A 20,865-nucleotide genomic window follows, 5' to 3' on the forward strand; every position below is an offset into this window, starting at 1 on the left:
TAACTGCAATGTTTTACCGAGAAAATACCTCTAAACCTCGTTTAGATTGGGTCGTTTGTATTACCCTAGTCAGTTGGATAATTTTGGTTCCTATTGTGAATCAAATTCGGATTCCGTTGGGAAATAAAACCGAAGTGATTTCCCTGGCTTATCTCGAAAATATTAGCCCCTACACGGACTATTTTAAATATTTGATTCTCTTGTTTGTTCCGCCTCTTTTAGCGGTTCTTAGTTTAAGGATAAACGGGAAAACAATTGAGTCAATTTTTCATGTTATTTTATCCATCGCCAAAGATAGACGGGTTTGGGTTGTCGCCACCACAATACTATTAACGGCTTGGGTTGTTAATGTTCCCTTCGACCAATTTAAAATCCAAGAAACGTTAATTGATTCCTTTCACGAAGGAGAATATTTGGGCTTTTTACCGAATTTTATTCAGTTAGAAAAACCCTTTGTTAATACCGTTTTAATTCACGGTTGGGGAATGGACGTTCTTCCCACTTGGTTGGCGACTCAGTTGATTTTTAATGACAATGGAATTCCTCTCACTCGTTTATTTGCTAATCTTCAAAATCTCATTACCAGTTTGGGATATTTCTGGATTTTTTGGGAACTAACGGGAGCCGCAAAACTCAAAAAATATCGCCTTCCTCTCTTTTTAGCTTCTTGTGTGTTATTCTGTATTTTCGATGGGATATTCTTTAAATTTGATGGGCGACGAGGAACTTTTTTCATGCTTCAGTTGGCTCTTACCCTGCGATTTTTTAGAGTCATATACCTTCAACCCAAACAGGCGAAAATTTTAGGAGTCGTTTTGGGGGCGTCAGTTCCGGCGAGTTTTTTATATGTTTACGATAGGGCGATTTACTTTTTAGCGGTTTATGTTTTTAGTTTGGTTTTGAGCTTATTTTTAGACAGAAAAACCGCTAGAACTTGGATTTTTAGCTCTTTAACAGGTGTCATTCTTTCTTTGATTTTAATCACGGCAATTTTAGGAACTGAACAGGTTTTAGCCATCGGTTCGCAGGTTCTCTACTGGGGAAAATACGGTCGATACATCTCTTTTATTCCCCTACCCCCTCTGGAGATGACGTTCATCTCACAGAACTTTTGGTTATCAATGCTAATTCAAACGTTTGTGTTGGTTTATTTGGTGTTAGATTTAATTACAGACAACCTGAAATTGCGTCCTTTTGTTCAAAGAAATTATTTAGTTTTTGTACTGCTGTCTGCGTCGGTTGTTTATATGCGAATTACGCTTGACCGCAGCGATTTAGGTCACGCTTATCACGGTGCAATTCCAACGTTTTTTTTACTGGCTTATTTGATTTATATTGGCTTTCGAGACTTTTTACAACCCCAGTTAGAACACCTTAAACTCAATCCAATTCACCAAATTCTAATCGTTGTGTTAATTTTCGGTTTAATTCGTTCTGAACCGGGATTTAGTCTCCAAACGGCTACCAATAAAATTGTCAAATTACCCCATCGATTATCCTTTTCTGATGCTGAAATTCTGCAACCGGATTATCTAGAAGCTTTAACGGTAATGAAACCGGAAATCGATCAACAATCTTGCTTTTTTAACCTAACTTCAGAAGGATTATGGTATTATCTCTTTAACAAACCTTCTTGTCCAAAATATAGCTATGTTCTCTATTCTAAACCCCTAGAAGCTCAAAAAGAAGTTGTTCAACAGTTAGAAGAAAAACAGCCAGATATTATCTTACTCACCAATGAAATGTGGTTTCAAAATCCTTGGGATGGCGTGCTAAAATCCGATTCTGCTGCTTTGATTTATCAGAACGTTTTACAACAGTATCGACCTTATAAACAGATTCAATCTCATTGGTTTTGGAAACGAAGTAATCGCCCGTTAACTTTTATTGAAACCAATCCTCAAACCAACTTATTTAATGGATTTGTAGAAGTTCTTCCCCCAGAAGTCATTTACAAAAATGATCAAGTTGAATTAAGAGGATGGGCGGTTTTACCGGAAAAGCAAAAACCCGCAGATGCAGTTTATCTCAGCTACGGCGACGAAAATCAGTTAATAGCAGTCGGAAAAGTTAATCAAAATCGTTCGGATGTGGCTGAAGTTTTATCCGTGTTTGAGTACAGTAACTCCGGTTGGTTTATTCGAGTTCCCACAACAGTTTTACCGTTGGGAAATACCGTGTTAAAAGTTTGGGCGTATGATGCAGAAACCGAAACCTTAACCCAAATTGGTTCAGAAATTCCCGTAGAAGTATCCCGATAATTTTAATAAAACAACCTTTAAAAACCCGTAGGGGCGGGTTCAGAATCAATCTAGATTTCCTAGAAATAACCTCGATAAACCCGCCCCCCTTGCAGATTTTAAATAACAGAAAAACCCGTAGGGGCGGGTTCAGAATCAATCTAGATTTTCCCAGAAATAACCTCGATAAACCCGCCCCCTTGCAGATTTTTACTAGAGATAATATTCAATAATTTGGGCGGTTTTTTTCCCAGTTTTCTCCCATTTAAACGCTTGAGATCTCGTTAATCCTAAATGGCGAAGATGCGATCGCATTTGACTATCATTCGCTAAAGTTTCCATCGCTGCGGTCATTTCATTCACATCCAAAGGATTAATATAAAACGCCGCATCTCCCGCAACTTCCGGTAAAGAAGCAACGTTAGAAGTAATCACCGGAGTCCCGCAAGCCATCGCCTCCAAAACCGGAAAACCAAACCCCTCCCAAAGACTCGGAAAAACCAACGCAATAGCTTGATTAATGATTTTTGTAAACGCTTCTGGCGAGACATAATCTAAGAATTTCACCTGTTGATTTAATCCCAATTCTGCAACTTGTGCTTTTAAATTGGGGGTGTAAGTTTTATCCGTTGGTCCCGCGAACCACAACTCATAATTATCCCGATGGGGTAATTGAGAAAATGCAGTAATTAATCGCGGTAAATTTTTATAAGCATCGTGGCGACCAATATAGAGAAAATAATTGCTCGTCGGTAAATCGAGAAAGTGAAATTTTTCGGGATTATAACCCAATGGAATGGGTGTTATTTTGGTTTCAGGAATGTTAAAAAACTGCACTAAATCTTGAGCGGTTGCTTGGGAATTACAAACAATATGTTCGGCTTGAGATAACACCGTTGGTACATAATGTTTAAAGTAAGCAGTCAGGCGAGAACCCCGTCTCGGAAACCTTAGAGGAATTAAATCATGTGCCATCACAATCGAACGACAAGAAGCATATAACGGGGCTTCAGGAAGTGGCGAAAAGACCAGATTTCCTTTGAGTTTGCGGTAAATAGAAGGAAGTTTAAATTGAGTCCAAACTAAGCGGCGAAAATGCCCTTTTGTTCCCTGAGCGGGTGTCATATTAGGAGGGACAGGATAACAGGAATAATCCGGTTTTGATTCTGCTATTAATAGCGTTGGATTGAGGGGTTTGAGTTGGGGTAAAATCTGACTTGCATAGACAGAAATCCCCGTAGGTTCAGGAATAAGAACAGATAAATTAATCAGCAGTGAATTAGACATTAACCCAATTTTGTTACAATAATTTTATCAATTAAGTTACTTCAGAATAAATTTCAAAAAATTAACTTATAAATAGGGGCAAAAATTGCCCCTAAAACCTTAATTTTACTCATCGACAGAGAAAACTTGAATAGCCAAAATAATGACTTTTGAACAATATATTTAGCCCCTTTTTAGAGCAAATTTTACCGATAAACTACCTCTCGGTTTTTCCGGCATAACCTCCTTCGTCTGGAAAACGAGTAATATCATCTTCTCCTAAATATTCCCCATTTTGTACTTCAATCATTACCAATGGAATCACCCCCGGATTTTCAACTCGGTGGGGAGTATTCATCGGAACATAAGTAGATTGTTTCGGGATAAGAATTGTTTCTTGACCCCCACAAATCACTTTAGCAGTACCCGCAACAACAATCCAATGTTCACTGCGATGATAGTGCATTTGGGTACTAATATGATATCCCGGATTCACAACAATCCGATTAATACGATAGCGATCGCCCTCTTCTAAAACTGTCACCTGACCCCAAGGGGGTGTACGAGTTTGAGGAACGTCTGTTGTCGTCGGCGTCTGGGTTTTAACGGATGTGTCAGTATTATCTTTTGTCATAATGCTAATCGCGAATTAGAAGTGTTACAGCTATTATAAGTTCTAACACTAACAAACATCATGTGTAAATATTCTGATGAAAAAATGGATGGTTTGTCTGTTAGCAACTAGCTCCTTTTTTAGTTTATCCGTTCCGGTGTTCGCTTGGCCAACAATGGAGGAAGTCATTCACCGCCAAATTCTCAAAGCCTGTCAAACTCTTTCTCACGAAGAAGCCTTAAATCAGGTGTTAGCTGAATACGATTCTGAAGCCCAAAAAAATTATCAAATGTGGCGAGAAATTACCGCAGAAGATTGTGCAAACGCAACGATTCCCCCCGTTCCTTCTGGGATTAAAGGTCAATGTTCGAGTGGATTTGCTTCAATTGGAGAAGAAATCGACACTTCAAATTTAACTTGGAGAGAATGTTGGCTAGAAGTAACTGAGAATAAAATTCTGTTTAAAACCCCTGATGATACAACAGCAATGGTCGGAAATCCAACTGCTGAAAATCAGTTTATCATCACCGAACAGCAATACAATTTTCCTGAAGCTATGCGGGATTATTGGGATGAATATGAAGCAACAGGCTACTGTAAAGTCGGCGATGAAAAAACGATTTGTAGTTTACAATTAAATCATGGTCAATGGCTGCAAATTTTTAAACCAGATTTGAATTCGTGTTCTGAGAATTCTCAACTAAATGACAAGCCACAAAATGTCCCCGATCAACCTCTCTAAATTCCGGTTCTTCTAGACGACAGCGTTCAACAACCAGCGGACAACGAGTGTGAAATCGACAGCCAGTCGGGGGATTTATCGGGCCTAGGAATATCATCTTTGAGCAAAATTCGTTCGCGTTTTGCTTCGAGTTCTGGATCGGGAATTGGTATCGCAGAAAGTAAAGCTTGAGTATAAGGATGTAAGGGCTTTTCGTACAGGGAAACTCGATCTGCTAGTTCAACAATTTTCCCCAAATACATCACAGCAATGCGGTTAGAAATATGCCTAACCACACTCAAATCATGGGCGATAAATAGATAAGTTAATCCTAATTTTTGCTGCAAAGATTTCATTAAATTAATCACTTGGGCTTGAATGGAAACATCCAGCGAAGCAATCGGTTCATCAGCAACAATAAAATCGGGGTTAACCGCTAAAGCCCGAGCGATACCAATTCGCTGTCGTTGACCTCCGGAAAATTCATGGGGATAACGGTTAATAAATTGGGGATTTAACCCCACTAATTCTAATAATTCTTGTACGCGATCGCGTATTTTTGGAGTTGATAAATTATGAACAATCAAAGGTTCGGCGATAATTTTCCCCACCGTCATCCGAGGATTTAAACAAGCATAGGGGTCTTGAAAAATCATCTGCATTCGCCTACGCATTCCCCGTAATTCTTCGGGTTTTAATGTGGTTAAATCGGTATTTTCAAAGTAAACTTTTCCTCCCGTTGGACGAACAAGCTGTAAAATCCCCCGTCCGGTTGTACTTTTTCCACAGCCCGATTCTCCGACTAAACTTAAAGTTTCACCCCGTTTAATTTCAAAGGTTAAGCCATCAACCGCTTGAATTGCACCAACCTTTTTTTGAACGATAATTCCTCGGAAAATGGGAAAATGTACCTGTAAATTTTCAATGGTAATTAATGTATTTTGGGGTGAATTAGTTTGAGGTTTATTGAGATCAGTTTGAATCATTTTATCTTCTCGTTAATAAAATTACACTTCAGGCTTTACCCAACAAGCCACTTCATGTCCATTTTCTACGAATTCTAACGGGGGATCTTCTTGAAAACAATGTTCGACAGCAAAACGACATCTGGGTGCAAACGGACACCCTTTTGGATAATCAATTAAATCGGGAGGAACCCCTTCAATTGCGGGTAAATTTTCGGGAATATTTCCCTGCAAACGAGGTAAACTTTCTAATAATCCTATTGTATAAGGATGGCGGGGGTTTTTATACAGTTGATTGATAGAAGCTTGTTCAACAATTTGACCCGCATATAACACTAAAATTCTATCCGCCAATCCCGCTAATAATGCCAAATCATGGGTAATCCAAATCACCGCCATTCCCAGTTCTTTTTTTAACTGTTTAACTAACTCGACAACCTGGGCTTGAACCGTGACATCTAAAGCGGTTGTCGGTTCATCTGCGATTAATAATTTCGGATTACAAGCCAACCCCATCGCAATCATTACCCGTTGACGCATTCCCCCAGAAAATTGATAGGGATAGTTTCTAATTCGGCGTTCGGCGTCGGGAATTCCCACCTGTTTTAAAAGTTGAATTGCTCTCGATTTTGACTCCTGTTTGTTGAGTCCTAGATGAAGTTGAATTGACTCGGTAATTTGTTTTTCTATGGTCAGAACCGGATTGAGAGATGTCATCGGGTCTTGAAAAATAATCGAGATTTTATTTCCCCGAATTTGCCGCAAGTTTTCCGAAGAAAGCGTTAATAAATCTTCCCCTTCAAAAAACACTTTTCCGCCCGTAATTTTGCCAGGAGGTGAGGGAATTAACCGTAAAATTGACAAGACACTAATACTTTTACCCGAACCGGATTCGCCAACAATTCCAACCGTTTCACCGGAATTCACCTGATAGGAAATGCCGTTCACCGCACGGACAATTCCATCGGGGGTAAAAAAGCGAGTTTCTAAGTTCTGAACTTCTAATAAAGGTGACATTAAACTTGCAAATACACTAATAAAAACAATTCACTTTAAGGTATATTTCTTGCTGATTATATCTTTGAGCAGTCCCCTATCGGAATAACTTGCTTTACACTCCGTAATATTTTTTAAAATTTTATTTAAACTATATAGAGTAGTTTATACCATATTGCCACGATGTTGCTACAGGCTCAAGACCGCAAAAAACTCGATGAGACGGATGATTCCCAGTTTTACTCCTATCCTCGCTTTGTGACTCACGTAGATGAGGGGTTTATCGATCGCTTAACAAATCTTTACCGGGAACGTCTCAAACCGAATACTCGCATTCTTGACATGATGAGTAGTTGGGTGTCTCATCTTCCCGAGATGGAATTCGCTCACGTTGAGGGACATGGGATGAATGAAGAAGAATTGAAAAAAAATCCCCAACTTGACCATTATTTTGTGCAGGATTTGAATGAAAATCCCAAATTACCGTTAGATGATTGCGATTTTGATGCGGTTTTAAACTGCGTTTCGGTGCAGTATTTGCAATATCCCGAAGCGATTTTTTATGAGATGTATCGCATTCTAAAACCCGGTGGGATTGCGATTGTTAGCTTTTCTAACCGGATGTTTTATCAAAAAGCAATTACCGCTTGGCGAGACGGAACAGAAGCCAGTCGCGTGGAACTGGTGAAGGGTTATTTTAACTCTGTTAAAGGGCAAAGTTTACCCGGATTTAGTATTCCTGAAGTGATCGCCGAACAGTCTTCTGTTCCCTCGATTTTACAGATGTTAGGCTTGGGAGGTGGCGATCCATTTTATGCGGTGATCGCCTACCGTCAAAACTAAATAAGATTAGATTGGGGAAAAGGAAATTAACCTCCTATTCCCCTTAGTTATTGAGCCAACAATAAAAACATGATCAAACCTTACCAAAAAACACCAATTCAAGATTGTCATCAACCGTTAGTTAAAATTCCCCTCGAAAAATTTGCCGTTGAATCTCCCCATCCCTATCAAAAATTAGGCGCACCTTATCATCTTTCGGGTGTTGATTCTCCCTATTATTTGCGTCAGGAAGTTATCGAACGTTTAATCGCGGCTCAAACTCAATTACAATCTCGTTATCCGGGTTGGAACATCTTAATTTTTGATGCCTATCGTCCCGTTGAAGTGCAACAATTTATGGTAGATTATACCTTTGCAGAAACACTAAAAACGAGACAATTAAAGCCAGATTTAATCACCTCAGAACAACGCCAAGCTATCTTAGAAGAAGTCTATCAATTTTGGGCGCTTCCCAGTCTAGACCCCGCAACACCACCGCCCCACAGTACGGGTGCGGCGATAGATGTCACCTTAGTTAATCACACAGAAAAAATTATTGATATGGGTTCGCCTATTGATGAAATATCCCCCCGTTCCTATCCGAATCATTTTGCTAAAAGTGATCATCCAGATGAACATAAATATCATCAAAATCGCCAAATTTTAGCAGATATAATGATTTCAGCAGGATTTCAACAGCACCAAAATGAATGGTGGCATTTTTCCTATGGCGATCAAATGTGGGCATGGTTGACAAATCAGCAGGAAACTGGTAATAAATATATAGCTAAATACGGGCGATTTTCCTTCGTTTCTTCTAGGAGTTAAATCTAATGAAACGGTATCTATTTTGGGGTGTAAGTTGTTCTTGTTTTTCTTTCTTTTTCGCTAATAGTTGGGCTTTAACCGAACCGTTAACGGTTCAAAAAAATCAGGTTCAGCTTGTGCAAACTTCAGGAAATCTTGTCAGTTCGGGAACGTTTGTTAGCGGTGAACATGAAACCAAAGGAACGGCAAGAATTATTAATGAAAATGGGAAACGCTATCTCGAACTCGGCAACGATTTTTCAACCTTTAATATGGGGCCGGATTTAGTGGTAATTCTACACCGTTCAGAGGATGTTATTGGTTCAACTGAACCGCCAGCTTATGGTTTAAATGAAGGAGATTATGTAATTATCGCCCCGTTGCAAGAATTTAGCGGTACTCAACGCTACGAAATTCCAGATAATATTAACTTGGAAGATTATCCTTCAGCCGGAATTTGGTGTCGTCGGTTTAACGCAACATTTGGGGCGGCACGTTTATCTGGGCGTTAGATTTATTTTTAGATAAATTTAGCGCAAATTTTGAATTTCCTCAATACTAAGTCCCGTCGTTTGACTAATGGTTTCATCATCTAAAACATTCAACAATTGACGGGCAATTTCGATAGCTTTAGCTTTACTTCCTTCTTCTCGACCTTCTTCTCGGCCTTCTGCCAAACCTCTTTCTAGACCTCTTTCTAGACCTTCTGCCAAACCTCTTTCTCGACCTTCTGCTAAACCTCGTTCTAGACCTCTTTCTAATCCTTCTCTTTCTGCTAACAGAATCATTCCCTGTTGATCTTGAATAAATATTTCTTTTTTTTCTTGTTCTTCAAGTTCTTCACGGCTTAAATTGGCTTGGTTGGCAATTTGAAAAGCCCGTTGAATGGCGGGTATATTTTCCATATTTTCCGGCACGGATTCTAACACCATAGCACTCTTTAAGAAATAAATCCACTTATCTGTTAAGCTTTCTAACTGTTCGAGTTCTTTGTTAAACTTCGGGAGTTCAATAAAAATCAAATCAATTTCATTCCCTTTGTATTTGAAATTTTCACTTTCTTCTTTAAAAACAAAACGAGAAATTAACCGTTGGGATTCTTCAAACATGATAAAATCGGTAATGGTTAACGCAATCACAGGTTTTAAAAACCGATAACCTTGTCCGGATTCCAGTTGCAGCGAATAAGTTTTAGCCGCATTGTACAACACTCGCTTTCCAAACGACTCCACATTTAAAACCTGCATTTCGATGATCACAATCGATTCATCATTCAGTTTAGCTTTCACATCGAGATAGGAATCTTTTAAACCTTGAATCCGAGGCGAAAGATAGGGATCAATAATCTCTAAATCTTCGATAACAGGTTCAGCATTGTAAATCAAGGCATTTAAAAAACTAATCAGGATATCTTTGCTTTCTGTTGAACCAAAAATTTTTTTAAAAGCAAAATCGGTTTTAGGATTGATAAATCTCATGGTTCGTTCACCTCAACATAATTTAATTCAAATTATCAATATAATCATTATTCATCTATTCTTAAACAGAAATTTTATCAAATAATCCGACTCCGCGATCTGAATCCGCCTCTGGATAGGGCCGCAGGAGTTGGGCTGAGGGGAGAGAACTTGAACTTTTCAGACAGAAAAGACTTAAAATTTTCTTTACAAACTCTCCCCAATCCTATTATAGAAGCGAATCTGTTGAATTTTTGCGATCGCTCACAGCAAATAAATCCATCAAATTTATCATTTTTCCCTGAATCCTTAAGATGGGTGTCGAAATAACCCACAAGGTTGCGTTATCAGGAACTTATATAAATCGACAACCCAACCGGCTATTTAGAACTTAACGAACACGGTAAAAATCATGGCAGATTTTAGCGATATCAAAGAACATTGGGCAAAAGACTGTATTGAAAAATTAGCCGAAGATGAGATTATTAGCGGTTATGAAGATGGCACATTCAAACCCGATAATTCTGTAACTCGGGCAGAATTTGCCGCCATGTTAAACAAAGCATTTCCCAATCAACCCGAAATCCGACAAGGGATTGAATTTGGAGATGTTGACAAAGATTACTGGGCTTATGAAGTCATTCAAAAAGCCTATCGTACAGGTTTTTTAAGCGGTTATCAGGATAAAACGTTTAAACCCGCACAGAAAATTCCTCGGGTTCAAGCTTTAGTTGCACTCTCTAGCGGACTGAAACTCGATCTGATTCAACCCATTGATTTTACCTTAGAAAAAACCTATCTTGATTCGGATAAAATTCCCGATTATGCTAAACGGACGATCGCGGCTGCAACAGAAAATGGTTTAGTTGTTAATTATCCCGATGTCAACTACCTAAAACCCGAAGAATTTGCCACTCGCGGAGAAATTACAACCTTTTTATCTCAAGCTTTACTGAAAGCGAATGAGGAGTCTTCTGTTCCCGATGATTACTTGGTCAAAGCAGTAGAAATTGATGACCCTACGGGCGAAATTCGGGGCGTTTGGCTGACGAATATTGACAGCGATGTTTTGTTGTCTGCGACCTCAGTTGTAGAAGCCATTGACTCCTTATCCCAGTTGAAATTTAATACCCTTTATCCGGTTGTTTGGAATCGGGGTTATACCCAATTTCCCAGCCAAGTAATGAAGCGTATTATTGACCTCGAACTCGACCCCGCACCGGGACTTGCAGGGCGAGATGTTTTGCAAGAAATCATCACTCAAGCCAAAGCAAAAAGCATGAGTGTTATGCCTTGGTTTGAGTTTGGGTTTATGGTTCCTCAAGATTCCAAACTCTTACAAAGTCGCCCCAATTGGATCACCACCAATCAAGAGGGAATTCCCTTTGTAAAAGAAGACGATAAATTTCGCGTTTGGCTGAATCCGTTTAACCCCCAAGTTCAACAGTTTATTCTGGATTTAGTTGTCGAAGTGGTCACAAAATATGACGTCAATGGCATTCAATTTGACGATCACTTTGGTCTGCCCGTTGAGTTGGGTTATGATGAATTTACCACCCAACTTTACCAGCGAGAAAACGGCGGTCAATTACCTCCAACTGACCCCAACGATCCCGACTGGGTGAAGTGGCGGGCCGATAAAATCACCGACTTTATGATGCGTCTTTTCTGGGTGGTAAAAGATTACAAACCTAACTGTATTATTTCCCTTTCACCCAATCCCAAATCCTACGCCTACGACAAGTATTTACAAGATTGGCCGAGTTGGGAACGCTACGGATTTGTAGAAGAATTAGTGCTGCAAGTTTATCGGAATGATCCTAAAGCCTTTAAAGCGGATTTAGAAGCAGCAGAAGTTCTGGATGCGAAAGTTAATATTCCTGTCGCGATCGGCATTTTAACCGGGCTGAAAAATCAACCCGTTCAGCTTTCAACGGTTAAAGATCAAATCGCTGAAAGTCGTCGCCGGAAATTCGCAGGAGTCTCTTTCTTCTTCTACGAAACTTTGAAGTCTTTAACCGCAACGGAAGAGGGTAAAACGGCTTTTGTCGCCCTATTCCCTGACACCATTGAACGACCCGAAATTATTGCCGCTTCGCTTCCCTCTGTGACCATTCCCGAGTTAAAATAAGATTAGGGTTTTTTTACTCCCTAAATGATCAAAATTCGTCCCTATTTTGAAACAGATTGGGAAGCCGTTTGTCAAGTCCACGATCGCGCACAACCCGGCGAATTTGCCGGGGTTTCTGTTCCTCTGGGCTTGACTCCTTTGGCTCAAAATCCGTATCTGAATAAAATCTTTCATCCTTGTCGCAAATTTGTCGCCTGTGACGGCGATCAAGTCGTTGGTTTTGTGGCTATTTATAAAAATCACATTACCTTACTTTATGTCGATCCGGATTATCAAAATAAAGGCGTTGGAAAACGTTTGTTGAGGTTAGCTTTAAATATTATTGGAAGTCCGGCTTGGACTGTTGTAATTGCGGCTAATCATCGGGCGCGTCACTTTTATGCCAAAGCCGGTTTTCGAGAAAATGGCAAGTTTGAAAGCCAAGTTTCCGGTTCAACTTGCCAGTTTATTCGGTTGGTTCGCTCTCAAATCTAATTGATGCTTAATTATTCCAGTTTTAAAATACAATTGGCATCAACAATAAACCATTCTTCGGCTGTGTAGACCGAGCATTTACTAATCGTTTTGGCTAAAGCGGGAAATTCTCCCGTTTTCAAAAACTGATAAGCCTTTTGTCCTTCGGGAAACTCATTCATCCAGTCATTAAAGGAGAAATATTCGGGAACAAAAGCATAAAGTTCTATCAAAAACAAATCAATTCCATACTTTTGAATAAAAGCTTTGAGTTCATCCAAATCTGGGCTATAATGAGCTTGAATTAAACCGGTTGTTCGCTCGTTCATTTGCTTGTAATAGCCCGTATGGTAAGAAATCATATATTCGCGACCCACTAAAATCGAACGTTGGGCAAAAGTGGGCAGTTGGTTAATCTCTCCCGATACCGACGCCACCAAAACATCTTTCGGTTGCTGCTGAAAGAATTCGTACAGTTCCGGTCGGTCAGCCTGTTCGTATTTGACCAGAGGAAAGAACGGCACGAAACTCGGATAAAACAACAGAGAAATAGTCAAAACTCCAATTAATCCCCCCGCCACAATCTTCTGAACATTTCGGGGAAATAACTCACTTTTTTCCGATGTTTCCTGACGTTTAACTTCAATCCAATTTAACAAAGCATCCAAAATCACCGTAAACGCAACAATCGTTAAAACGGCAATGACAATCCTAAAACTAATTCCGGTATATCGGCTAGGAAGATGCAGTTTAAACAGAAACGCATGAGCCAACAAAAACATCACAACCGAAGAAACGAGCAATTGAAACATTACCCAAATTCCCGGCTTAATTCTATCAACTAAAGGAAACGCGGGACGAAATAGGAATAAAACCGGAAATAACAACGCTAAACATTGAGTTGCGGGAGTAAACAACGACTTGGGAAACATCCCACTGCGTCTACTATTAAACCAAAAATCTAAAAAACTTTCGTGAAAAAAGGGATTTCGTCCGTTCTCAAAAAACTCCAAAGATTGTAACGCTTCCGCCCGACTCATCGCCGGACCAAATTCGAGGGTTTGTAAGGCATAAATCAACATCACCACAAACGAAACCGCCAAACTCACCCAAAATATTTTTAAGTCTTTTGAGTTAGAAGAAAACCGAATTTTTCCGTCTTTAAAACTAAACAAACGCAGAATTAAAATCCCCAATCCCACAAAGACATACTGAGGATAAAACAATCCCGTTAAACCAATAGAAATCGCCACGCCCCAGAGATTACTTCTGATCAAATAATAGATAAACGCTATAAAAATCGGATAAATAAACGCTCTCGGCGTTCCCGATGCCACATCATCTTTTAACCAAATAATCTGATTCATCAACAACGCCCCGACAAAACCCGCCAGAGGAACGGGCAGAATTTCTACACTAATTCCAAACGCAAAAGGCGTGCTAATAATCCCTAAAATAGAAGGCACAATTCGACAAAAAACCAGCGGATGAATCCCCAAAAACGTCGCCACCAAATAAAGAAGCTTGTATCCGTTTGGGGCGACGGCTTGGAAATAATCGGCAATTAAATCATTGGGAAATAACTCGGGATCGAGATATCTTTGCATCCAAAAAATATGCTGGCGAGCATCATCTTGAATTAACCCGGAACCCTCAAAAGCACGATGCAGCGCCATCCCCGCATAAATAACCGCAAATACCATGCTGAGACTAAACCAAAAAATCACTCTCGAACGGGGGGTTTTATCGAGGGGAGACGTTAAAAAAGCGTGTAAACGAGTCATTGACATAGACTTAGATTTGATGAGAGTTTAACGGTTTAAAATTAAGAGTTGAGAATACAGTTAGCATCGAGTATAATATACTCTTGAACTTGCAGGACGGTACAGCGATCGCTTAACGTTGAAAGGATCGGTTTTTGTCCGGCTTTTAGATTTTCTTCGACTTGTTCGGTAACGGTTGGGCTGAGTTTTTTTAGGGCGTCTTCTTGTTGAACAAACTCCAACGTTAGCGCCTTTTCTTCGATCATCCAAAAATCTACTTCATACTCTTGAACAAACTGTTTTACTTCCTCTAAATTAGGGCTGTACTGGGCTTTAATTAATGCTTCTGCTCGCTGTTTCATCGGTGTATAATAGTTTTCGTGATAGGGTAACAAATACTCAGAACCCACTAAAATTGAACGCTGAGAAAAGGCGGGGATATTATTGGCAACCTCTGCTAAAGATGCAATGCGCGTATCCGGAGGTTGAATGGCAAAAAATTCGTACAACAACGGAATTTTCCCAACAACATTATTGGTAATCGGGAAACGACTGGTTAAAGCAGGATAACACAAACAGAAAAATACTAGCACAGCCAAACCGATTTTAAGAAAAATTTTGTGCCGTTTTTCGTTAATTTTCCGGACAATCACATCGAGAAGTAATGTAATGGCAATTCCCCCCGCCACAGCCATGATTATCCTCAAGCTATGCTGGCTATAACGGCTGGGATGGTGCAACCGAAACGCCAAAAGATGAGCCAGTAAAAACAATCCGGTTGACACCAAAAGTAATTCTGGTAAAATAAGAATGGAGCGAGAAATTTTTTTAGTCAAGGGAAATTTTGAGGAATATCTCAATAAAATTGGTAAGAAAATTCCGGCGAAAACTTGGGGCGGAATGGGGGATTTTCTAAACCATTCTTGGGGTAAAAAACCCGAGCGATCGCCCGTCAACCAAAAATCTAACGGTTTATCCGTAAAAAAAGAAGCCCGTCCCCCCGGATAAAATTCCGGTAAATTTTTCGCTTGACTAAGATTGATAACATCTCCCCATTGAGAAGAATTGATCGCGTAAGGAAGTAAAACCAAACCGCCAATTACCAAACCCGTTATTAAAATAGAGTAGTTGGTATTTCGAGTAGAATCTGTGTGTTTGCTTCCCCAAAATAGATGTAAAATGACTACACCCACCGCAATTAAAACCCCTTGGGGATAAAACCCGCCCAATAACGCGATCGCAATACCCACACCGATAACAGATCGCCGCAATAAGAAATATAAAAAAGCGAGAAATAGCGGATAAAAAAACGCCCTCGGCGTCGCCGTAACCAAATCATCTTTTAACCACAGATTTTGATTGAGAAGTAATGCACTCAAAAAACCCGCCATCGCCACCGGGAAAATCTCCCAACACACCCCAAAACAAAAACCCGTTGTAATAACACCCAAAATAGTCGGTAAGATTTGATTTAATAAAAGCGGACTCACCCCTAGCCAAGCAAAAACTTGATAAAATTTAGCATATCCGGGCGGCGCAACCGACTGAAAATAATCGATAATAATATCATTGGGAAACAGTTTGGGATCTAAAAATCTCAACATCCAAACCACGTGCGATCGCGCATCATCTTGGATAATATATTCTTGACCCCACGCTTTGGAAAACGCCCAAACACCACAAGCGATCGCCACAATTAAACTTAAACCCAAGTATAGCCAGACTTGGCGACTCGAAGACTTTTCTAAAGACAAATTTAGCAAGGTTTACCCAGATTTTAATTCAATGGATTTTATTCTATCGGACAGTGTACCGCAGTTTGGCACAAAATAAAACAGATCAAAAACCGATCTGCTTTTAATCCCCATATTAGTAGGTGCATCAGATAGAAAAATTAACGGTTTTCTCCCCTATCTTTTTGTTTGATGCACCCTACAGGTTTTGGGATTTTTTAAAACATAAATAAACCGCTACTTTGCCTTGTAAGAAGCCTTGTGTTGTGCCATCATCGCCGCAATATCGGGATTATAAATTCGTAAATAATTCCAATAATTGCCAAACACAGACTTCACATAACCATAGGTTTCAGGATAGGGAATTTTCTCCGCAAAAGCATCAGGATCTTGAAAACCAAACCGATCTAACCAACCCGAAACCGCATTGGGACCCGCATTATAACTCGCCACCGCCAGCAACGAATTATTGTTGTATTCTCGATGAGTAAAATCGAGATAAAAGGTTCCCAAATTCACATTATCCTCGACATCTTCCAAAGAATAATTCGTGAGTTGAATTTGTTGGGCAACTTCTTCGCCGGTTTCCGGCATCACCTGCATCAAACCCGTCGCCCCAACAACCGATTTAATTGCCGGCATAAACCGAGATTCTTGACGAATTAAAGCCGTTACCAACACCGGATTTAATTGACGTTCTTCCGACCAATTAACAATCGTTTCTAAGTAAGGAAAAGGATACAAAGCCTGCCAATATTCCGGGGTTTTCTTTAACTCCAAATATTTCTTTCGCTCCTCCGGTTCATCCCGCATACTCAAGCTAGAAAGCATCCAAAGCGCATCCAAATTATCGCCCACACCCAGACGCACCAAACCATCAGTATACTGTTCCTCAATAGACGGTTGCATCCGGTTAGCAAATTCAACTTGCCAAAGGTTCCAAGCCTCCCGATGTTTCCCCAGTTGATAAAGTTCTTTTAAAACATCAGAACCCGCAGCCGGAACCGGATGAGTTTCGGGATATTCAACATGAGGATTGAGCGGACGAACGGTGGTAAAATCTCCCACAGGCCAACCCAATTGTACAGCCGCCCGCCAAGCATAATAAGAATCGGGATAACGGGCTAACAAATATTCAAATGCTTTTTTAGCTTCGGCGGAATTACCAATTTGTTGCGCCCATTTTCCGATCCAAAAATTCGCTTCCGGCGCCAACTCACTATCGGGATTTTTAGTAGAAAGTTCTTTTGCCCATTTAGACGCCTCTTTAATGTTTCCCGCCTTGGCATAATCCTGAGCAAGTTTCCACCGCAATTGTGCCGCAGGTTCCGAGTCGCTATGTTGATTTAACAACATTTGTCTCGCTTGAGACGCCGACTGTTTTGATTGCAATTGATCCAGCAATTCCGCCTTATCATAAAGCGCCTCGGCACGATGTAAGGGAAAACCGGCGATCGCTTGATCGAGGTATTTTACCGCATCAGCACGATCGCTCAACCGAGCCAAACGAATTAAGCCAAACCCCGCATCTTCCCCACCCGGATCTTTTTGATCGGGAAACGCTTGGATAAGTTGTTCGTAGGCTTTGCGGGACTCGGGAATCTTCCCATCGAGCCACAACCCTCGGGCATGACGGTAGAGGTTGCGAGGGGTGCGGGTTGCTTTTGCATAAGCCAAAGCGCCCTTACCATAATCCTGTTTTTCCCAATAGCCAAAGGCTAAAGCTTCCCAGTCTTCCGGCGTCAGTTGGCTGGCGTAGTTGAGGCGCAGCTTTTCTAAATAGGTGCCGTAGTCCTGTAAATAAATGCCGTGTCGGGCGATAATTAATAAAAGCGGGAGTTGATTGGGATTTTCTTTCAAACGGGCTTGGGCAATTTCAACGGTACGGGGATGAGCCGGAAATTCTGCGATCGCCCGGTCCCAATATTCGGGGTTTTCCTTCCCCAAAACATACAGCGCCTCGGCGACAACGGGATCTTCGGGATAAGTTTGCAGTAAATTTTCCCAAGTTTGCTTGGCGTTGGCGGTATCGCCCATCAGTTCGTAAGCTTGCGCCCGCTTTAACAAAATATGGCTTCCCAAAAGCGGATAATCTTTTTCGAGTCCTTCTAAAAGGGGAACCGCTTCCGTTGGCTGGTTTTGTTGAAGAAAATCGCTAGCCAGTAAATAACGCGCCCGACTGCGATCGCTTGAGGGGGCTGAAACTTGAGCAATTTCTTTAAGTTCATCTTGGCGATCTTCGGGAGACATCGACGCCAACAAAATAACCATCTCCGTGTCATCAGACTCGGGAATAGACGCCTCGCGAGACGGTAAAAATCTTTGTAACTGCGTGATCGGGAAAAAGATCCCGATCGCCAGGGCGACAGACGCAGCACCGAGCAAGAGGGCGAATTGAGTGATCCGTTGCTTAACCATGATGGAATTTGCTCTGTGGTCAATTTTCAGGGGTTTATCGTGATTTTATGAGAAGTTTGTTGTCAAAACTTGAGGTCAGTTTTTTCAACAGAGATTAATCAAAATTTAATACTTTGAGCGTTTACAATAGTTTGGGCGAGATTAATGGACTCGACACAATATCCATCGTAAAGACATGGGCGGGTTAGGAATGGGAAAAACATCGCGACCCAAAGCCCAATGTTCAAACCAAGGTGTAGGCGGCCATGCTTCGGCACTTAAATGAGTCCGTTCATATTCATACACCGACTCATCCGACAACACCTGTAGAGGCAAACCCTGCATTGCTCCGTTTAACTCCGGGCGAGTCAATAGATAAGACCATTGCACCTGAGACATTTCTCGCACCTTTTCATCGGGTTCATAGCCCTCATCAGCGACAAACGTGCTAAACAGCAGCAACCCTCCCGGTTGAATGGTTTCGCACATCACATTCAGTAAAGTTTGCACTTCTGAGAGGGCGCGAAAATGGGAAATGACTTCGGCTACAACTGCTAATTTATAATATTTTTGCGGAAGTTTCAGAGCCGGGTTCAGAATATTGCTTTGAACCGCCCGCACGGGTAGATTTTCGGCCTTTGCTTCTTTGGCGATAATTTGAGCAAACTCGGGGGTGAGTTCCACCGCATCAACGGGGTGTCCGAGTCGCGCCAAAGGTAAAGTATTGCGCCCTACCCCTGCACCCACATCTAAAATAGGAGCGGTAGCCGCCGATCCCAACTGAGAAGCGATCGCCATTAGTTTAGCATCGGGATGAGAACCAAACAACGGCCCTTCGCGACTGGTGAGCCAGCGCTGATATTTATTTTCGATGGTCAGGATTTCTGTTTTTACCGTTAATCTTAACCCATGAGTCAGTCCGTGCGTCGGGTCTGGCGGTTCGTATTGGAAGACCAAACGAGCATGAGGAGAACTGTTGTATCCTTCTGTCAGTTTCTTTTCAACAAGCTGACGCAACGCTTGTATTTCCTTCGGCGTGAAATTTTGTCCCAGCGCCACCAGCAAGCGGTGAAACTGTTCGACATACTCATCTAAGAGTGCGGGTACACAGGGTAAAACGAGTTGTCCCCTCGCTGATGTGAGTCGCTTTACCTTCAGCATCAGTGCGTTATCTAAAACGGCCGGATCGCTCACCGTTGTCGGCTTGTTGGCTACCACGAGTTCTAAATCCTCAAACGATATCGGAGTTCCCATGATGTTAATGTACATCATTGACCAATAAAAAGCGGGATATGAGCCAAGTCCGTGACTGACGGTTAACCACTCAAATCACAACTATTTAGGTGAATGTTGATAGGCAGACCAATGGTAAAATGATAGCATGAAAGCAAGATACCAGTACCGAATCTATCCAACACTCGAACAGCAAACCCAATTGGCTAAACTCTTTGGTTGCTGTCGGGTTGTCTGGAATGATGCCTTAGCTCACTGTATTGAACTCTACAAGTCTGGGGAAAAGAAACTGAGTAATTCTCAACTCCAGAAGCAGTTCATTACCCAGGCTAAGAAAACAGCTAACAGGGAATGGTTGAAAGAGGTTTCTAACATCCCTTTGCAACAATCTCTTAACGACTTAGAACAGGCTTATCAGAACTTTTTTAAATCGTGCAAGGGCAAGCGAAAGGGCCAGAAAATTAGACCTCCTAAGTTTAAAAAAAGGAACGCTAAACAATCAGCTAGGTTTAGAATTGGTGGATTTAAACTAGATAGAGACAAGATATCTTTAGCCAAGATTGGCAACTTAAAGATTATCTGGTCAAGATCTCTACCTTCTCAACCTTCATCGGTCACTGTTATCAAAGATGCAGCTAACAGATACTTTTTGAGTTTTGTTGTAGAAGTCAATCAACAACTACTTCCCGAATCACCGAGCCGTGTTGGTATTGATTTAGGAGTCAAGACGTTTGCTGTACTAAGTTCTGGACAAAAAATAGACGCTCCTAAACCACTAAAACAGAAAATTAAACGTCTGAGAAAACTCAACAGAAACCTATCTCGAAAGCAGCAAGGTTCCAAGCGTTACGAGAAAGCTAGGGCAAGAAAAGCTAAACTCTATGCCCGAATGAAAGATACTCGCAAAGATTTCCTGCACAAACTCTCAACCCGAATAATCATCGAAAACCAAGTGATCGTTCTGGAGGATTTAAACGTGTCAGGAATGGTTAAAAACCGCAAGCTTTCAAAAGCAATTAGCGATTCTGTTCGTGAATGGACTTGTTTAAACTGTGAAACTACTCACGATAGAGACGGTAATGCCGCCTCAAATATTCTACTCGCCGGAGGACTTTCGGAGAGTCTAAATGGACGTGGAGGAGCGTGTAAGACTTCTGTTAAAGAAGCAGCATCCAAAGAAGCGTCAACCCGCTTAGAGAAACCTGTGCAGTTATCAATCTTTGATATTTTGCAGTAGGCTTCTGCTAGGAATCCTCTCCGTTCACGGA

Annotated in this window: 16 protein-coding genes and 1 pseudogene; 8 read left to right on the plus strand and 9 right to left on the minus strand. The window is 41.1% G+C overall.

Going from position 1 to position 20,865, the window contains the following annotated elements:
- Positions 1 to 8 precede the first annotated feature (8 nt).
- On the plus strand, positions 9 to 2,261 hold the full coding sequence (locus ACL6C3_RS25495; RefSeq protein WP_413162339.1) for a hypothetical protein: 2,253 nt from the start codon (positions 9 to 11) through the stop codon (positions 2,259 to 2,261).
- Between the two features lie 192 nt (positions 2,262 to 2,453).
- On the opposite strand, the gene ACL6C3_RS25500 is transcribed toward ACL6C3_RS25495, so the two are convergent.
- Together ACL6C3_RS25500 and ACL6C3_RS25505 are read right to left on the minus strand one after the other, a co-directional pair.
- Entirely contained in the window at positions 2,454 to 3,527 is a 1,074-nt protein-coding gene (locus ACL6C3_RS25500; protein ID WP_413162341.1) for a glycosyltransferase family 4 protein, read from the minus strand.
- Positions 3,528 to 3,723: 196 nt separating this feature from the next.
- Positions 3,724 to 4,140 (minus strand): phosphomannose isomerase type II C-terminal cupin domain, encoded by a 417-nt coding sequence (locus tag ACL6C3_RS25505; protein ID WP_413162343.1) that lies wholly within the window; start codon positions 4,138 to 4,140, stop codon positions 3,724 to 3,726.
- A gap of 76 nt (positions 4,141 to 4,216) precedes the next feature.
- Between ACL6C3_RS25505 and ACL6C3_RS25510 the strand changes: the two genes are divergently transcribed.
- On the plus strand, positions 4,217 to 4,861 hold the full coding sequence (locus ACL6C3_RS25510; protein ID WP_413162345.1) for a hypothetical protein: 645 nt from the start codon (positions 4,217 to 4,219) through the stop codon (positions 4,859 to 4,861).
- On the opposite strand, the pseudogene ACL6C3_RS25515 reads toward ACL6C3_RS25510, so the two are convergent.
- Positions 4,782 to 5,826 (minus strand): annotated as a pseudogene (locus ACL6C3_RS25515) (ABC transporter ATP-binding protein). The gene ACL6C3_RS25510 and the pseudogene ACL6C3_RS25515 overlap by 80 nt on opposite strands.
- A gap of 21 nt (positions 5,827 to 5,847) precedes the next feature.
- Positions 5,848 to 6,822 (minus strand): ABC transporter ATP-binding protein, encoded by a 975-nt coding sequence (locus tag ACL6C3_RS25520; protein ID WP_413162347.1) that lies wholly within the window; start codon positions 6,820 to 6,822, stop codon positions 5,848 to 5,850.
- Positions 6,823 to 6,984: 162 nt separating this feature from the next.
- On the opposite strand from ACL6C3_RS25520, the gene ACL6C3_RS25525 reads away from it, so the two are divergent.
- The 3 genes from ACL6C3_RS25525 (at position 6,985) to ACL6C3_RS25535 (ending at position 8,942) form a co-directional block, all read left to right on the plus strand.
- The gene (locus ACL6C3_RS25525) at positions 6,985 to 7,644 is read left to right on the plus strand and encodes a class I SAM-dependent methyltransferase (protein WP_413162349.1); all 660 of its coding nucleotides are present in this window, start codon (positions 6,985 to 6,987) and stop codon (positions 7,642 to 7,644) included.
- A gap of 69 nt (positions 7,645 to 7,713) precedes the next feature.
- Positions 7,714 to 8,451: a M15 family metallopeptidase gene (locus tag ACL6C3_RS25530; RefSeq protein WP_413162351.1), complete on the plus strand. Its 738-nt coding sequence runs from the start codon at positions 7,714 to 7,716 to the stop codon at positions 8,449 to 8,451.
- A 5-nt stretch (positions 8,452 to 8,456) separates the two neighbouring features.
- The gene (locus tag ACL6C3_RS25535; protein ID WP_413162353.1) at positions 8,457 to 8,942 is read left to right on the plus strand and encodes a DM13 domain-containing protein; all 486 of its coding nucleotides are present in this window, start codon (positions 8,457 to 8,459) and stop codon (positions 8,940 to 8,942) included.
- Positions 8,943 to 8,960: 18 nt separating this feature from the next.
- Here ACL6C3_RS25535 and ACL6C3_RS25540 read toward each other — a convergent pair whose 3' ends face one another.
- Positions 8,961 to 9,908 carry an Rpn family recombination-promoting nuclease/putative transposase gene (locus ACL6C3_RS25540; protein WP_413162355.1) on the minus strand — a complete coding sequence of 316 codons (948 nt, stop codon included), beginning with the start codon at positions 9,906 to 9,908 and terminating at the stop codon, positions 8,961 to 8,963.
- A 391-nt stretch (positions 9,909 to 10,299) separates the two neighbouring features.
- On the opposite strand from ACL6C3_RS25540, the gene ACL6C3_RS25545 reads away from it, so the two are divergent.
- Together ACL6C3_RS25545 and ACL6C3_RS25550 are read left to right on the plus strand one after the other, a co-directional pair.
- Positions 10,300 to 12,018, plus strand: a complete 1,719-nt coding sequence (locus ACL6C3_RS25545) for a glycoside hydrolase family 10 protein (protein WP_413162357.1) — start codon at positions 10,300 to 10,302, stop codon at positions 12,016 to 12,018.
- Between the two features lie 24 nt (positions 12,019 to 12,042).
- The gene (locus tag ACL6C3_RS25550; protein WP_413162359.1) at positions 12,043 to 12,492 is read left to right on the plus strand and encodes a GNAT family N-acetyltransferase; all 450 of its coding nucleotides are present in this window, start codon (positions 12,043 to 12,045) and stop codon (positions 12,490 to 12,492) included.
- A gap of 11 nt (positions 12,493 to 12,503) precedes the next feature.
- On the opposite strand, the gene ACL6C3_RS25555 is transcribed toward ACL6C3_RS25550, so the two are convergent.
- From ACL6C3_RS25555 to ACL6C3_RS25570, 4 genes are all read right to left on the minus strand, one after another.
- Positions 12,504 to 14,261 carry a hypothetical protein gene (locus ACL6C3_RS25555; RefSeq protein ID WP_413162361.1) on the minus strand — a complete coding sequence of 586 codons (1,758 nt, stop codon included), beginning with the start codon at positions 14,259 to 14,261 and terminating at the stop codon, positions 12,504 to 12,506.
- Between the two features lie 35 nt (positions 14,262 to 14,296).
- Positions 14,297 to 15,997, minus strand: a complete 1,701-nt coding sequence (locus tag ACL6C3_RS25560) for a hypothetical protein (protein ID WP_413162363.1) — start codon at positions 15,995 to 15,997, stop codon at positions 14,297 to 14,299.
- A 207-nt stretch (positions 15,998 to 16,204) separates the two neighbouring features.
- Entirely contained in the window at positions 16,205 to 18,385 is a 2,181-nt protein-coding gene (locus tag ACL6C3_RS25565) for a transglycosylase SLT domain-containing protein (RefSeq protein WP_413162365.1), read from the minus strand.
- Positions 18,386 to 18,526: 141 nt separating this feature from the next.
- The gene (locus ACL6C3_RS25570) at positions 18,527 to 19,618 is read right to left on the minus strand and encodes a class I SAM-dependent methyltransferase (RefSeq protein WP_413162367.1); all 1,092 of its coding nucleotides are present in this window, start codon (positions 19,616 to 19,618) and stop codon (positions 18,527 to 18,529) included.
- A gap of 127 nt (positions 19,619 to 19,745) precedes the next feature.
- Here ACL6C3_RS25570 and ACL6C3_RS25575 point away from each other — a divergent pair, with 127 nt between their 5' ends.
- A complete protein-coding gene (locus ACL6C3_RS25575) occupies positions 19,746 to 20,834 on the plus strand; it encodes an RNA-guided endonuclease InsQ/TnpB family protein (protein WP_413162369.1) in 1,089 nt (362 codons plus the stop codon).
- The last annotated feature ends 31 nt before the right edge of the window (positions 20,835 to 20,865 follow it).

Source organism: Capilliphycus salinus ALCB114379, from assembly GCF_047276495.1.
GTDB lineage: Bacteria > Cyanobacteriota > Cyanobacteriia > Cyanobacteriales > Microcoleaceae > Capilliphycus > Capilliphycus salinus.

Coding starts and splice junctions, on each gene's coding strand:
- ACL6C3_RS25495 (WP_413162339.1), top strand. CDS start 9: ATGTTTTACCGAGAAAATACCTCTAAACCTCGTTTAGATTGGGTCGTT.
- ACL6C3_RS25500 (WP_413162341.1), bottom strand. CDS start 3,527: ATGTCTAATTCACTGCTGATTAATTTATCTGTTCTTATTCCTGAACCT.
- ACL6C3_RS25505 (WP_413162343.1), bottom strand. CDS start 4,140: ATGACAAAAGATAATACTGACACATCCGTTAAAACCCAGACGCCGACG.
- ACL6C3_RS25510 (WP_413162345.1), top strand. CDS start 4,217: ATGAAAAAATGGATGGTTTGTCTGTTAGCAACTAGCTCCTTTTTTAGT.
- ACL6C3_RS25520 (WP_413162347.1), bottom strand. CDS start 6,822: ATGTCACCTTTATTAGAAGTTCAGAACTTAGAAACTCGCTTTTTTACC.
- ACL6C3_RS25525 (WP_413162349.1), top strand. CDS start 6,985: ATGTTGCTACAGGCTCAAGACCGCAAAAAACTCGATGAGACGGATGAT.
- ACL6C3_RS25530 (WP_413162351.1), top strand. CDS start 7,714: ATGATCAAACCTTACCAAAAAACACCAATTCAAGATTGTCATCAACCG.
- ACL6C3_RS25535 (WP_413162353.1), top strand. CDS start 8,457: ATGAAACGGTATCTATTTTGGGGTGTAAGTTGTTCTTGTTTTTCTTTC.
- ACL6C3_RS25540 (WP_413162355.1), bottom strand. CDS start 9,908: ATGAGATTTATCAATCCTAAAACCGATTTTGCTTTTAAAAAAATTTTT.
- ACL6C3_RS25545 (WP_413162357.1), top strand. CDS start 10,300: ATGGCAGATTTTAGCGATATCAAAGAACATTGGGCAAAAGACTGTATT.
- ACL6C3_RS25550 (WP_413162359.1), top strand. CDS start 12,043: ATGATCAAAATTCGTCCCTATTTTGAAACAGATTGGGAAGCCGTTTGT.
- ACL6C3_RS25555 (WP_413162361.1), bottom strand. CDS start 14,261: ATGTCAATGACTCGTTTACACGCTTTTTTAACGTCTCCCCTCGATAAA.
- ACL6C3_RS25565 (WP_413162365.1), bottom strand. CDS start 18,385: ATGGTTAAGCAACGGATCACTCAATTCGCCCTCTTGCTCGGTGCTGCG.
- ACL6C3_RS25570 (WP_413162367.1), bottom strand. CDS start 19,618: ATGGGAACTCCGATATCGTTTGAGGATTTAGAACTCGTGGTAGCCAAC.
- ACL6C3_RS25575 (WP_413162369.1), top strand. CDS start 19,746: ATGAAAGCAAGATACCAGTACCGAATCTATCCAACACTCGAACAGCAA.